Source organism: Lactobacillus panisapium (assembly GCF_019469265.1).
GTDB lineage: Bacteria > Bacillota > Bacilli > Lactobacillales > Lactobacillaceae > Lactobacillus > Lactobacillus panisapium.
Genome location: NZ_CP048268.1, coordinates 1,984,447 through 1,999,665, shown reverse-complemented (window position 1 = coordinate 1,999,665; position 15,219 = coordinate 1,984,447). Strand labels below are relative to the sequence as shown.

The 15,219-nt window shown below is 36.4% G+C and carries 12 protein-coding genes; 10 read left to right on the top strand and 2 right to left on the bottom strand.

The genetic code is table 11. The annotated features are described in order from the left end of the window. Window positions 1-734 precede the first annotated feature (734 nt). A complete protein-coding gene (locus GYM71_RS09435; protein WP_244986856.1) occupies window positions 735-1,616 on the bottom strand; it encodes an IS3 family transposase in 882 nt (293 codons plus the stop codon). After that, complete coding sequence (locus GYM71_RS09430) at window positions 1,613-2,137, bottom strand: helix-turn-helix domain-containing protein (RefSeq protein WP_220220275.1); 525 nt, start codon at window positions 2,135-2,137, stop codon at window positions 1,613-1,615. Before GYM71_RS09430 ends, GYM71_RS09435 begins: the two co-directional genes overlap by 4 nt. A gap of 369 nt (window positions 2,138-2,506) precedes the next feature. Between GYM71_RS09430 and GYM71_RS09425 the strand changes: the two genes are divergently transcribed. The 10 genes from GYM71_RS09425 to GYM71_RS09380 all read left to right on the top strand — a co-directional run bounded on the left by GYM71_RS09425 (window position 2,507) and on the right by GYM71_RS09380 (window position 15,183). Next, on the top strand, window positions 2,507-3,358 hold the full coding sequence (locus GYM71_RS09425; RefSeq protein WP_220220274.1) for an Rgg/GadR/MutR family transcriptional regulator: 852 nt from the start codon (window positions 2,507-2,509) through the stop codon (window positions 3,356-3,358). A gap of 263 nt (window positions 3,359-3,621) precedes the next feature. After that, window positions 3,622-5,379, top strand: a complete 1,758-nt coding sequence (locus GYM71_RS09420) for an ABC transporter ATP-binding protein (RefSeq protein ID WP_220220273.1) — start codon at window positions 3,622-3,624, stop codon at window positions 5,377-5,379. Further along, window positions 5,351-7,981, top strand: a complete 2,631-nt coding sequence (gene lanKC / locus GYM71_RS09415; RefSeq protein ID WP_220220272.1) for a class III lanthionine synthetase LanKC — start codon at window positions 5,351-5,353, stop codon at window positions 7,979-7,981. Before GYM71_RS09420 ends, lanKC begins: the two co-directional genes overlap by 29 nt. 756 nt (window positions 7,982-8,737) lie before the next feature. Beyond that, window positions 8,738-8,890, top strand: coding sequence for a teichoic acid D-Ala incorporation-associated protein DltX (locus tag GYM71_RS09410; RefSeq protein ID WP_220220271.1), 153 nt, complete (start codon window positions 8,738-8,740; stop codon window positions 8,888-8,890). A 12-nt stretch (window positions 8,891-8,902) separates the two neighbouring features. Continuing rightward, window positions 8,903-10,417, top strand: a complete 1,515-nt coding sequence (gene dltA / locus GYM71_RS09405; RefSeq protein ID WP_220220270.1) for a D-alanine--poly(phosphoribitol) ligase subunit DltA — start codon at window positions 8,903-8,905, stop codon at window positions 10,415-10,417. A gap of 11 nt (window positions 10,418-10,428) precedes the next feature. After that, window positions 10,429-11,655, top strand: a complete 1,227-nt coding sequence (gene dltB / locus GYM71_RS09400; protein WP_336511435.1) for a D-alanyl-lipoteichoic acid biosynthesis protein DltB — start codon at window positions 10,429-10,431, stop codon at window positions 11,653-11,655. Window positions 11,656-11,692: 37 nt separating this feature from the next. Next, complete coding sequence (dltC, locus tag GYM71_RS09395) at window positions 11,693-11,932, top strand: D-alanine--poly(phosphoribitol) ligase subunit DltC (RefSeq protein WP_103752597.1); 240 nt, start codon at window positions 11,693-11,695, stop codon at window positions 11,930-11,932. Then, a complete protein-coding gene (gene dltD, locus GYM71_RS09390; protein WP_220220269.1) occupies window positions 11,925-13,217 on the top strand; it encodes a D-alanyl-lipoteichoic acid biosynthesis protein DltD in 1,293 nt (430 codons plus the stop codon). Before dltC ends, dltD begins: the two co-directional genes overlap by 8 nt. Continuing rightward, the gene (locus tag GYM71_RS09385) at window positions 13,217-14,179 is read left to right on the top strand and encodes a serine hydrolase domain-containing protein (RefSeq protein ID WP_220220268.1); all 963 of its coding nucleotides are present in this window, start codon (window positions 13,217-13,219) and stop codon (window positions 14,177-14,179) included. The genes dltD and GYM71_RS09385 overlap by 1 nt, the downstream gene beginning before the upstream one ends. A 131-nt stretch (window positions 14,180-14,310) precedes the next feature. Then, window positions 14,311-15,183 carry a DUF4097 family beta strand repeat-containing protein gene (locus tag GYM71_RS09380; protein WP_220220267.1) on the top strand — a complete coding sequence of 291 codons (873 nt, stop codon included), beginning with the start codon at window positions 14,311-14,313 and terminating at the stop codon, window positions 15,181-15,183. The last annotated feature ends 36 nt before the right edge of the window (window positions 15,184-15,219 follow it).

Below are 15,219 nucleotides of genomic sequence, written 5' to 3'. Positions count from 1 at the left end.
ATTTTTAATTTCAAGCTGTAAAAATTTAATGTTCTAAAAAATTCGAAAATTACTAAGATTGAAGAATAGGCATATGAGGACTAAGTTTGTAATTTGTAATAAAACAAAAAATTAGTTTTGGCTGAATATTGGAAAAAAGTTTCCATGTGGATAATTCAAAATTAATGTAAATTTTTTATGAAATCGTTTAAAATAAGTAGCCTAATTCTTGAACTTAACCTCTTTAGAATGGAAATGTAATTATAGAATCTGGATACTTTATTATTAAATAGACCTATTGCACTATTCTGATGTTTAATCAAGTTAGTGGCCACTAACTTGTTTGATGTTAAACTAATGAGTGCAAACTTTCTGTATTTTCCGCGTTTTTCAGAGAATTAATTTCAATTCGTTTGAAGATAGTTTCTTTCTGAGGATTATTATGGTAATTGTTATTGTGCGTAATACTTTAACTAATGTTTAATTGTATTGGTTTAGCTTGATTGTTGTAGTGGCAGAACTTAAAGTCTTAGTTCAAGTATAGAATTGGTTGAGCTGTTTCGGTTAGCTTTTACATGAGTAGTGAGTCTTATTGCTTTCTTGGTATAAGTTAGGCTTAATTACCACTTTAACGGCAGCATATTTATCTGATAAATAATCTATCGACATCTTTGACTGAAGAGACTTAGTTAATTAATTATAGAAAAAATCTGGAAAAATATTTTGAAGCTAACCCCTAAAACTGGACGTTAGTTTTATATCATTTTACTTAAGGCTTGATTCCGATATTGAATCGGAGTTAAGCCTTTTAGTTTGTGCCGAATTCTATCTTCATTGTAATAACTTATCCATTCTTTCATCGCCTTAACCAATTGTTTCTTAGTATCAAAGTGATGTGTAAAATAATTCATTTCAACTTTCATAATGTGAAAGAAACTTTCCATAGCTGCATTATCATGACATGTAGCTCTTCGTGACATGCTTTGAAATACTTTATGTTTTCGTAAAGCATGTCGATATGGATTAGATTGATATTGAATTCCTTGATCACTATGGATTGTCATTCGATAATTTAATAGCTTTGGTCTTGCAGTAAACACTCCCTCTAATCCTTCTAGAACATATCTTGTTAATGGACGATCGGTGATTGTATAACTGATAATTTCACCGCTGAATAAGTCCTTAAATGGCGATAAATATACACGATCACGGATAGTCATTTTCCCATATCTAAATTCACTAATATCAGTTACGACCTTTTGATATGGTCTATCAGTCTTAAACTTTTGATGGAACCGATTCTTAGCTTTCTTATTTTGTGGACCCTTTGAAGAATCATATTTACCGGCTCTCAGATTATATTTATTAGCTCCTAAATTGTTCTCACGCATTAAGCGTTGAACACGTTTATGATTAACCATTAAGTGATAAGTCATCCTCAGAGTATCAGTTACAGGCCAGTATCCATAACTAGCATGATGCTTCTTTATCATTTTGATAATTGAAACAAGTGCTTTATCACTGATCAGCTTCTTTTTTGGATGAGGATGGTACTCGAATGTACTTTTAGACAAACTTGTGTAGGGTAATATTTCTTTTAATTTAAAGCCAAATTCTTGCCTTAGTTCATTAACTATAGATCTTTCTTCGTCCGATGTCCGCGTTTCTGAACTAAGGCATCTAGTTTTTTTAGATATTCATTTTCTACATGTAATGCACGATTCTCTAAACGTAGACGTTCAAGTTCAGTTAACTCTTGAGAAGTATATTTATGCTTCTTTGCTTTAATTTTCTTTTTATGCATTAATGGTCGTCCTTGCTTAATAAATAAAGCATCAACACCGCCTTCATTTAATTTTCTTTGCCAATTCGCAATAGTGGAATGTTGTTTAATATTAAAATGATTGGCAGTAATTTGATAGCTGGCACTATGTTCTTTTCTCCAGTTTAAGACTTCTAATTTAAATTGACCACTATATCTTGTCTTAGAAAAGCTTTTTTCCAGGCCTCTGTTACCATACTGTTGATAATTATTGATCCAACCATCAATAGATTTACGTGATGTGATATGTAATTTCTCTTGAATTTCTTTTGTACTAAATCCTCTTTGATACAAATCTACTGCTTCTAATTTTGTTTTTAGTAAATATTTAGACATAAGAAAACCCCCGAATTGGAATCTTTGTCCAATTCCGGGGGTTAACTTCAATTTTCCAGATTTTTTTCTTTTACAACTTTTATAATATGCTCGTAAATCGATAGATTAGTTGATGATCTCATGTTTTTTGGTACGTTACAGATATTACTAATTTTATCTACCGTCCTTTTTCTATTTAGTTGACTTACCATTATATCATTTCACTTGTATATATAAAAAATATTAGTGATAAAATATAATTAATTAATATATTTAAGCATAGCATTAATTAGTTCGATAAAACTTAATGGAATTAATTCCACTATACTTCCAAAAACAAATGGCAAAATAAAATTCATTAATTTGTGCTTTTTCATCTGAGGTACCTCCGTGAATAATAAATTTGGTAAAAAATTTAAACAAATAAGAAAACAAAAAGGGATAAGTTTAGATACAGCTTCTCGTGATATTACTTCTAAGTCTTCTTTATATTATTGGGAAAAAGGGCAGGCCAATATGTCTTTTGAAAAAGTGATTGCAATGCTTGAACGCATGCGAATTAAGCCATCTGAATTTGTCACGGACAGTTTAAGCGACAACCTTGATTTTAAAGAAATAGCTACTACATATTATCATGGTAATGATCAACGACTTAAAGAACTGGCGACTGTATATTTAAAAAGCAGTCAACAAAATCCTTATGATCGAGCACTACTATTAAGAGCAGCAATTGCTTGTAATTTATTAAAGGCCGATACAGAAATTAATTTGTTTACTCCTAAGGACTTGAGTAGGTTAGAAGAATTACTTTCGGAAATTGAAGACTGGTATTACGAAGATTTGTTTAACTTTGGCAATACTCTTTTCCTTTTACCGGGAAAGCGCGTTTTTGGATTTGCACATTCACTTTTAGTCAAATATCAGGAAAATGACAATGATTATCAGTGGCAACATGCTGCGATAGCGACTTTAATTAATGCTAATTCTTTATTACTCTATACTGATTTCCACTATGCACAAGAACTATATTCAGAGTTAAAAGCTTTAAAACTGAGTGATAATTTCGCCTATGAAAAAATTCGACTAAAATTCCTTGATGAATTAATTTTATTTATAAAAACTAAAGATGATTCAAGAATTAATGAAGCTTTTTTCCCGATGTTAGACTATTTAAATTTCCATCAACTTAAGCTATCCCTACAAAATACTTTTTCTCAATTGAAACAATCCTATAATCGCTAGCTAGTATGCTAAACTACGGTCATATTACAATTGAAAGCTTTAAAAAAATAAATTAATTCGCTCTACTGAACAAAATAATTTTGTTTTTTTATATAAATAATGGTCAAAAAAGATTTTGAATTTGTTCACTATTCTGAATAAGTTCAAAGTCTTTTTTATGATAATGATATTCTTCAATATAGTAAAAATATCGTTAATGAATCAACTTTTACTAATACGATTTTTTATATAAAAGGGGGTAGAATATCATTTTTAAAAGCAATTTGAAAGTTATCAGACTGATAAGACTTAAAAAATTTTTTTGGGTTGGATTATTTTTATCAATTATCAGCAGTGTTTTAGGAGTAATAGTTCCCCTTTATATTAAGAATATTATTGATTTGAAGAATATTTTTAAATCAACATTATCTTTATCTTTTTTATCTAAATTAGTTACAATTTTAGTTTTACAAACAGTTATAAGTGCAATGGGTAACTTTTTGATTAGCAGAGAAGGAGAAAGACAAATAGCTGATATAAGGAACTTATTGCAAACACATTTAATACATTTACCGATTCCTTTCTTTGATAATCAAGAAAGTGGGCAACTTTCTAGTAGAGTAATTAATGATTCAGTCTTAGTTAAAAATTTTATTACCGGGGTTGTCCCAGAATTTATTACAAGTCTAATAACTACGATCGGAACATTTATTGTGCTGTTTTTATTAGATTGGAAATTATCATTACTTATTTTCTTAATATTCCCATTGGATGCCTTAATTACCATTCCCCTTGGTAACTATGAGGAAAAATTAACTGTTAAATCTCAAAAAAGTTTGAGTGACTTGACTGGAATAGTGACAGAAAGCTTAAGAAACATCAGAGCTGTGAAATTGAGTGAGGCGGAAGAAAATGTTCTTGTGAAGTTTGGTAAGAAACTACGGCTTCTTTATAAACTATCAGTTAAAAATGAGGCAGTTTATGCAGTTATTTCACCCATTCAGAGCTTGGTTTCTTTTGTCTTAATAGTTTCTGTCTTACTTTATGGAGGATATCGAGTACAGCAAAGCACCTTAACTATTGGATCACTAACCTCTTTTTTAATTTATTTTTATCAAGTAATCGGTCCAATAAATACAATAGCCGATTTTTATACTAATTATAAGCAAACTAAAGGTGCAGTAGCAAAAATAATTGAGATTCTGCATGAAAAACCAGAGAAATATATTGTTGGCTCTTCTAAGCTTAAAATAAGTAAACCATACAGTTTATCAGTTAGAAATCTATGCTTTTCATATGACAAAAAAATGGTTTTAGAGAAGGTTAATGTTGACTTCCCAGCAAAGAAGAAAATTGCAATAGTTGGCTCTTCTGGTGCTGGTAAAACTACTTTGGTTAATCTAATAACCAGATTATATAATCCTAATGCTGGTTCAATTATGTTGAATGGTATTGATAGTAAGAAAATTGATTTAAGTCAATGGCGTTCAATGTTCGGTGTGGTTTCACAAGAAAATTATATTATTTCTGGTACTATTTATGACAATCTAGTATTTGGACTTAAAAATCTGCCTTCAAATGATGAAATTAATAATGCTATAAAGATAGCTAACTTATCAACATTTTTATCTAGTTTAAGGAGAGGAGTTCATGAAATAGTTGGAGAGCAAGGGTTAAAGCTATCAGGTGGTCAGAGACAAAGGTTACAGATAGCAAGGGCCTACTTAAAAGATCCTGATTTCTTAATTTTAGATGAAGCCACTTCAAATCTTGATGCAGATTCAGAAAAAAAAGTTTCCTTGGCTTTAAAAGAAGTTATGAAAGGTAAAACAATTATCGCAATAGCTCATAGATTGTCGACTATCATTGATTCTGACAAGATATATTTTTTAGATAATAAAACAATTGCAGCTTCAGGAACGCATGAACAATTATTGCGAAGTGTACCGAAATATAGGAATTTTGTGAAAGAGCAGTTTTTAAAAACTAATATTTCTGGAAAGGAAAGTAAAAATGTTGGACGATCGTTACCTGGATTATAGTGTTAATAATAAAGAATTGTTTTATTCTGAACCTAATAGAATTGATAAGCCGGAAGATAGATTATCAATTGCTAGTTTTTCATCCGATGATTGGATATATACAATTGATGCTGATTGGATATATATGTTAAATAAAAATGAACAAAATTCACCTGATCAGGGATGGAAAATACATATAACTGCAGTTCCAATGGAAGCTCAAGAAGAACTCTATGCTGTTTCGAAATATCTTATTAATAATAATATCTCATTCAAATTTATCCCTACTATAGATAAATTAATTGATAGGAATTCCAAGAATGCGAACAGAGCATCATCTGGAAAATTTATAACTGTTTATCCGCATGATACAAAAATATTTATTAAATTATTGGATGATTTGCATGAGCTGACTAAGTTCTATAATAATGGACCGTATATTTTGAACGATAAACAGTGGAAAAACGGCAACGTTTTCTTCAGATATGGTGGTTTTAAAGAAATGACCATGATTAAAGATGGGAAAAAAGTTGATGCTATTAAAGATCCTAGTGGAAAGCTAATTCCTGACAAAAGGGTTCCTTATTATTACCTGCCTGAATTTGTGAAAGAACCAATGAAGATTCAAGAAAACAATAAAGCGGTTCCGATTTCTGAATATAAGGAATTAAAGAAATATAAAATTGTCAATGCAATTTCTTTTAGCGATGCTGGTGGGGTATATAAAGCATCAATTAATAACAGAACCTGTATATTAAAAGAGGGTCGTCCTGAAGCTGGGCTAGATTCTAAAGAAACTGATGGATTTTATAGAGTATTACATGAATATAGAGTCTTAGATAGTTTAAAAGACAATCCCTTTGTTGTTAATGTAAATAATTACTTTACTGCCTGGAAGCATAATTACTTGGAAGAAAACTTTATTAAGGGAATGAATTTAGATGATTTTATTGCGATAAAGTTTCCATTTAATATAGCAAAGACTAGTAAAAAAGAGCTTCAAAAATATATAACTAATATAAAGTTTATAATAAGTGAGCTTTTAAAGGCAATTAAGTCAATTCATGCAGAGGGGGTTGCAATCGGAGATTTACAACCTTCTAATGTTATTTTCTCAGAGAAGGAACAAAAAATAACATTAATTGATTTTGAAGCAGCTCAAAATCCTAATACAAAATATGAACCGGGTATAATGACTCTGGGTTTTGTTTCTAATAACGCAGATACTTATGGTGAAGCAGATTGGTATGCTGTTGGTAAAATAGCTTTATATTTACTAATGCCTATTGAAACTGCTAATAGTAGTTTGTCCCCGAAAATTGAAGAAATTTATTATGAAAGAATAAAAACTATTTTTGGAGATGAGATTGTTGAATTTTTAGAAAACATTAAACTTGAGATTTCTAAATATACAAATGTTGATGGTTCACCGTTATTTATAAAAGAGTTTTTAAAGATTCCTAATGAGAAATTATCTAAAAAAACAGCTCAAGCTTTTGTTAATCATTTAAGACAAGGTATAGTTAATAACCTTGATTTTCAAAGCAAAGGACTAATCAAAGGTGACATTAAGCAATATCGGGACAATGTGTCTAGGTATGCTATAAGTTATGGTGCTTTTGGTGGAATAATGACGTTAATTCGCTCAGGCGGTATACCAGATGAAATTGTGAATGATTTTGACAATTGGCTTAGTGAAAATTGTGCGATAATCTCTTCGATGGATTTTAGTAAAGAAAATTCATATGGATTATTTGATGGCTTAGCTGGAATTTGTTCAGTTCTTTATGATTTAGGTGAAAAAGAAAAAGCCACTAGTTTACTTAAAAAAATTAGCTTATCTAATGTTCAAGGAGTCTCAATTTATTCAGGAGTTTCAGGAATTGGTATGGCATTTTTAGCAGGTTATCTCTTAACCCAGGACAATCAATTACTAAAGAAATGCTATGAAGCTGCTGATATTGTAGAAAAAGATTTTTTAAATAGAACTAGTAAGCCGGTAAAAAATGTAAATGCTGGCTTACTCAACGGATTAGCTGGTGAAGCTTTATTTTTGTATAAAGTTGGACAAAAGACAGGGCAGACCAAGTACAAAAGCATAGGTATAGAAATTATTGACTATGTGATTAAATACCAACTTAAATATGATGAAGAAGGTAGCTTGTATATTATAGATACTAGTAGAAAAGTAAACAGAGCTATACCATATCTAAATGATGGAGCGGCTGGGGTAGCAGTTGTGATGATATCTATATATCAAGATAAAAAATCTTTTCTAAATAATAAAAGGAAAAAAATTTTGCAAGATTTAATATCTACTACTTTCTGTATATCTACAGTGGAAGCAGGCCTTTTAGAAGGATATGCCGGATTTTTAGTATTAGGTACTCTTGTTAATAATATTTTTTCATCATCTGATTTAATGAATTATATATTGGATGGATTAAATATGTATTTATTTTCAAATGGCACTAGTGAAGTTTATATACCTGGCGCTACAGGACTTAAGTGCTCAATGGATGTATCTACTGGTGCAAGCGGAATAATTTTAGCTCTTTTAGGAGTTATAAAAAAGCAAAGCTATGCATTTTTACCATTACCAGTCGATGCCAATATATTCTAGCTACATTCACAGAAAGGAGGTGAAAAAACATGGAAAATCCAATTTTAGACTTGCAAAAACAAGATCCTTCATTTGACAGTTCAATGTTAATGCGTAAGAGTGGTCAAAGTAATTACTGCTCAAGTATTCATAAGAGCCACAAGAGTACAAAATGTAGATAACATATGTTAAAAGTTTTTATAGGGAAAGGGGGTGAAAAATATGGAAAATCCAATTTTAGACTTACAAAAACAAGATCCTTCATTTGACAGTTCAATGTTAATTCGTAAGAGTGGTCAAAGCAATTACTGCTCAAGTATCCACAAGAGCCACAAGAGCACAAAGTGTAGATAATAAAAAAGCTCTTTTTAATAAAAAAGAGCTCTAATAATTAAAAAATGCTAGAAAATGCTAAGAATTTTTTTCTTAGCATTTTTCTATATTATATATCAATGTTACAAAATTAAAATTAAAAATCCCTAGTTACCTTTTACTAAATTTAGTAGGTTCCAAAAGTATTGTTACATCTATCTTATTTGATTGGGTATTCTGTAGGAAATTATATATATCAACTTATGACTTGTTCATTATACTGAATAAATGTGGGCTTTTTCTGTGAAAGTGCTAAGCTACAAAGGATAATGACCTTTAATGGGATCAAGCATCAAGAAATAATTTGAATTTTTACTCTTTGCTGTAGTATATTATATAGTAAATAGTATAGTTCCTTATATATATTGCTTAATGTATAGTATAGTTGAAAGAGATATGAAGAATATGGTTAAAAAAGATCAAACTCCTTCACGTGCTAAACGTGTTGGCAAGTTTATTCTCACGACAATTATTTATTGCGCTATTTTAATAGCATTAATCTATTTGTATCAATATAGCGGCCTAACCTCGGTTCACTTTATTTACAATGAATTTTAAGGTGGTACAACAATGATTAAAAATATTATCAAGAAAATTGATCAGATTGCGCTGGCTGAGCCAGACCGGATTGCCTATGACTTTCTGGGCCAAACTAACACTTACGGCGACTTGAAAAAGCGTTCCGATGCTTGGGCTGGCTACATTATGGGCCTTAATCTCAGTCCGGGCAGCCCGATTATGATCTGGGGCGGGCAAACTTTTGACATGATTGCCAGCTTTCTTGGCTGTGTTAAAGCCGGTCACGCCTATATCCCGATTGCCAGTTATTCGAATGCCGAAAGAATTGTGCTGATTCAAGAAGTAGCTGCAGCCGAAGCAATCATTGCGATTGAAGAGCTGCCGGCAATTGCTTTACCTGACTTGCAGGTTATCCGCCCCGAAGAGGTGGGTAATGAGACCAGCGCAGTTGATCCGGCCAATTTTGTTCAGGGCGATGATAATTTCTACATTATCTTTACTTCGGGCACCAGCGGCAAGCCCAAGGGCGTGCAGATCAGTCACAACAACCTCTTGAGTTTTGTCAACTGGGAGATGAGCGACTTTGCTTTGCCAGCCCACCCTAGTTTTCTGGCCCAAGCGCCGTATTCGTTTGACCTGTCGGTCATGAGCTTGTACCCCGCTTTAGTGGGAGCAGGCAAGCTGGTCGTTCTGCCACACGACGTGACGGAAAACTTTGCGCAGCTTTTCCAAACGCTGCCGCAATTGCAGTTTAACGTTTGGGTGTCGACGCCGTCATTTGCCCAGATGTGCTTTTTGGACAAGACCTTTACGGGCGAACATCATCCGGATTTGACGCACTTTCTCTTTTGCGGCGAGGAATTGCCGCATAATGAGGCGGAGCTGCTCCAAAAGAAGTTCCCGCAGGCCAAGATTTTCAACACCTATGGCCCCACCGAAACCACGGTGGCGGTGACACAGGTGGAAATTACGCCGGAAGTCTTAGCTAACTATGACCGCCTGCCAATCGGGCGGGTAAAAGAAGATACCCAAATCACGATTGACAAAACTAAGGGCGATCAGCCGGGGCAAGGCGAGATTATCATTACCGGGCCGAGCACTTCCAAGGGTTACCTTAATAACCCGGAAAAAACGGCGAAGGCTTTCTTCCAAGCGCCGTCCGAGCAGTACCCGAGCCATCGCTCCGGCGATGAAGGGTTCTTTGATGGCGACTTGCTCTTTTACCGGGGCCGGATTGATTTCCAAATCAAATTCAACGGCTACCGGATCGAATTAGAAGAAATCAACTATTATTTAGGTAAAAATAAGTTTGTTGCCCACGGCGTGGCTGCGCCTAAATATGGCAGCGACCACACGGTCAAGCAAATTGTGGCGGAAATCGAACTAAAAGACGGCGTCAAAAAGCGCTATAGCGAAGACGAAATTACGCAGCTGATTCGGGCTGATCTGGCCCAGAACCTGATGCCGTACATGATTCCGCAGCGATTTGTCTACCGGGACCAATTACCGATTTCGCAAAACGGCAAGGTTGACATCAAGGCCGTTATTAAGGAGGTTAACGAGTAGTGCATTTTAATTTGATTAATATGCAGCCTTATGGGAATCCACACTACTTTGTTTTCCTAATGATTGGCTTAATACCAATTATTTTGGGTCTGTATTATGGCCACCGCTTTAAGTTATATGAAATAGCTTTTTCGCTGGTCTTTCTCTTCCTAATTTTTGACGGGGATAAGTGGCAGCAGGGCGTCAGCCTGCTAATATACTTATTGCTTGAGCTGCTGCTGACTTATTGTTACCTGTATTATCGTAAAAACTGGGCTAACAAAACGTGGGTCTTTTACCTAGCGGTTTTCCTAGCGATTGTGCCCCTGATTTTGGTAAAAGTCCAAACGGCCTTTCCCCAGGCTAAAATACCGGGGGTCTTGGCCTTTCTGGGGATTTCGTACATCACTTTCAAAACCGTGCAGGTCATCATGGAAGTCCGCGACGGGGCGATTAAGGAAATTGACTTGGTCACTTACTTGCGCTTTTTGCTGTTTTTCCCGACGATTTCTTCGGGGCCCATCGACCGTTACCGGCGCTTTGCCAAAGAATGCGATGCTGCCCCTAAACGGGCAGCTTATCTGACGGATTTAGGCTTAGCTACGCGTTACTTGTTCCAAGGTTTTTTGTATAAATTTATCTTGGGCTGGTTCTTTGGCACTTACTGGCTGCCTAAAATTGAGCGGGCAGCTTTAATTGCCGGTACCGCTAACGGCGGCCTGAAATTATCGTGGTGGCTGCTGGCTTACATGTACTGTTACAGCATGTACCTGTTCTTTGATTTTGCGGGCTATTCATTGTTTGCCGTGGCAATTTCCTACTTCATGGGCATTCACACGCCAATGAACTTTAACAAGCCGTTTATTTCGCAGAATATCAAGGAATTCTGGAACCGGTGGCACATGACGCTGTCGTTTTGGTTTAGGGATTACATCTACATGCGGTTTACCTTCTTCGCAATGAAGAAAAAGCTGTTTAAAAACCCGGTGCGCCTGTCGCAGGCGGCCTACCTGCTCTTGTTTTTAGTGATGGGCTTTTGGCACGGGCTAAGCTGGTATTACATTGTTTACGGCTTGTTCCATGCTTGCGCCATCATTATTAATGACTGCTGGCTCAGGTTTAAAAAGAAGCATAAGGACAAGCTGCCGGCTAACAAGTACACCAAGTGGCTGGCAATTTTCGTCACCTTTAACGTCGTTTGTTTCAGTTTCCTGATTTTTTCAGGTTTTCTCAGCCAGCTCTGGTTTGGCTGGAAGTAGCTTAAACAGGCAATAGAATTATTTAAGAGGTTTAATCATGGATATTAAAGAAGAAGTTTTAGCAATTTTACAAGATTTAACCGGAGAAGACTTAGCCGGCAAGATGGATGAAGATATTTTTGCCAACGGGCTAATGGACTCCATGGCCAGCGTGCAGATGTTATTGAACCTGCAGGAAAAATTTGCGATCGATGTGCCGGTTTCCGAATTTGACCGGAACGAATGGAATACGCCCAGCAAGATTGTGGCAAAGGTGGAAAGTTTAAAAAATGAGTAACAAACGCCGGCTGTGGCAAATCTTTGGCCCAGTTCTTTGCGCTTTTATCTTATTGCTGGTAATTTTTTTGTTGCCTTGGGAGCGGACCTTTTCGCAGGACGCTATTTATCAGGCGGCCAATTCGCAGACGACCACGGTTTTTAAGGGTTCCTTGATGAAGCAGGATGCCTTTAAGGACGACTACGTGCCCTTTTACGGCTCTAGCGAGTTGTCCCGGCTTGATCCGCTGCACCCCAGCGTGTTGGCCCAAAAATATCACCGCAATTACCGGCCGTTTTTACTAGGCGGGCCGGGCAGCCAGTCGCTAGCCCAATTTTTGGGCATGCAGGGAACGGCCAAGCAGCTAAAAAATAAAAAAGCCGTCGTGATTGTGTCACCGCAATGGTTTACGAAAATGGGGCAAAACCCGGATGCGTTTGCACTGTATTATTCACCGCTGCAGGCCTGCAACTTCTTGTTAGACCTCAAGAAAAGCAGCCGCGCCAGCCGCTACGCCGCCCAGCGCTTCTTGGCAATGCCGGAAGTCAAGGGCGTGGTCAAAGCCGGCATGAAAAAAGCAGCCAGCGGCCAGCCCTTGTCAAGCGTGCAGCGTTTCTACCTCGAAAATCAGCGGCGCATGCTTAACAATGAGGACAAGTTTTTCAGTACCTTCCAATTGCGCGACCGCCTGCCCAAAATAAATGGTCAGGCCAAGCTGCTGCCAGCAACTGACTCGGCCAAGGCACTGGACCGAGTTGCCAGCCAGCAAGCGGCAATTCATACTAATTCCAATGAGTTTGGGATTAACAACCGCTTCTTTAAGATGCGGCTGAATAAGCGCAATCTGGCTAAATTAAAGGACAGTCAGAAAAACTTTGATTATACCAAGTCGGTCGAATACAGCGATTTTGAGCTGATGTTGCACCAGTTTGCCAAGCAGCACACCAATGTCTTGTTCATCATTCCGCCAATTAACCAAAAGTGGGCGGACTATACCGGCTTATCGCAGACGATGTACCAGCAGGCAGTCGCTAAAATTAAGTACCAGCTGCGCAGCCAAGGTTTTGACCAGGTTACCGACTTGTCAAAGCGGGGCGGCGAGCAGTACTTCATGGAAGATACGATTCACTTGGGCTGGCGCGGCTGGGTGGCAGTCGACCAGGCGGTTAAGCCGTTCATGGCGCAGCCCGATAACCGCTACAACTACAACATCCATAACTACTTCTATACCAAGAAGTGGCAAAAAGCCCGCTATGAAGTCGCAGCTAAGCAAAAGCCGCAAAACAATCGTTTAAAAGTAAAATAGTGCGCCAGCGAATTGATGCCTTAGGGATCAAGGGTTCAGTTTTAGTTATTAGCAAAGGCAAAGTTTTGCTTGATTATGCTAGCAATAATACTACTGACACTAGTTATTTAATTAATTCCGTCCAAAAGTCAATGACCGCCGCCATGGTCATGAAGCTAGTGCAGGAGGGCAAGCTGAGCTTGCATGAGCGCTTAGCGCGGTTCTATCCGGCAATACCGGGTGCGAAAAAGATTACGATTGAAAATTTATTGGCAATGACGGCTGGGCTGCAGTTAAAACCAGGAGCGCGGTTAGGCCGGCGGCACTTTGTCTCTGACCGGGATAATCTGGCCTGCGATGTGAAAAAGACGGTGTTTAAGCCGAAGATGTTGGGCAAATGGTATTACAGCTCGCTTAATTATGTATACTTGTGCGGCATAATGACGCAGGTAACCGGTCAAAGCTATGAGCAGCTTTTCCGGGCAACATACGTTGAGCCGCTGCAGTTAAAACAGACGGAGTTTTTATGGTCCAAGCCGGGCAAGATTATTGCCAGCCGCTTGGTACCGGGCATGATTTACCGCGGCGGCCGCTATGATGTGGTCAAGCACAAAAAGGCGCTGCAAGCCGCGCATGATGAATTAGGTGCCGGGTCAGTCGTGATGTCAAATCATGATTTAGCCAAGGTAATGAATTATATCCTGGCCGGCAGCCTGCTCAGTAAAAAGAGCCGGCGAGAGCTCTACCGGGCGCGTCCGCCAGCTTATTATAATGGTGGTTTTTATAACGACGCCAGTTTAGGGCTAAAGACGGCTAATGGGGCAGGAGAAGGCTACTACACCTTCATGCGCAGCACGAAGACGGCGAAGACCATGATTATTATTCAGGCCAATAAGACGCGGAAGGGCGAATTTGCGGTTTTGAAAGATCGAATTGATAAATTAATAGTTGAATTATTTGCTAAAAAAATATCTAGCTTTTAAATGTGAATAACTGATTCATTAAGTTAAAAAATAATAGGAAATTTGTTCAGTATACAGAACTTCTTATTTTTTCAATTATTATTTTATTTATTATTCATAATAAGAGGAATGTTGAAAGTAGGGAGATAAAGATGAAAAAAATCAGTAAATTGTGTATTTCGCTATTCGTCATAATTGCTTTAATATTTATTGGTATAAAAGTAAGTAATAAGCAAAATGCTAAAGCAGATCAAACTAAAATTACCTACGTAAAAAAGAAGGGTAGGACTACTAAAGTCTTTAATGTTCCTGCTTTTGAAAAAATTAACGTTAATATTAATAAAGCTCGTCTAAATAAAAGATTTATCAACCTTAAAGTTTCAACGGGAAAAAGTTTTCAGGTTAAGGCTACCGGGCCAGATGCAAAAAAAATAAAAGCTACCGTTAATAATAAAAGTCTTACTATTTCTAGCTCACACTCAATCAGTAAAGGCAGATACAATGTCAGCGTGACTGTGCCCAATAGTGATGCCTTGCAAAGCGTCACAGGCTACAGCTATGGCAGTGATATTAAACTTCATAAATTAAACCTTAATAATATTCAGCTAGCAGCTATTTATGGTGACGTTAGACTGTATAAAATTAAAACTAACCAGCTTAAACTACGTCAAGTGTCGGGAAATTTTTCTGCTACTGATTCAACTATTAATAACTCAACTTTAACTTCAGATACTGGTAATACGGTAATTGATACTTGCAAGTTTCAAATGAATGCAAAGTATTCTGATGTATATGATGTTGATATTGAAGGATCGAAGGTGCTGGGGAATAGTTCATTCGCTCTGCACGAGGGAGACCTTACTATGTACGATTCACCAAAGATTGGCTACAATCTATCTTGTAATAAGAAAAATAAAATTAAATTTTTTGGTAAATTACACTCGAATCACTTTGAGCGAACTATCAGTAACAAACCAATGTTTACTGTTAAAACTAATAAAGGCGACATCCATATTTTCGATTAGATAGCAGACTTTCAACAAAATAGTTAATGTGAATAG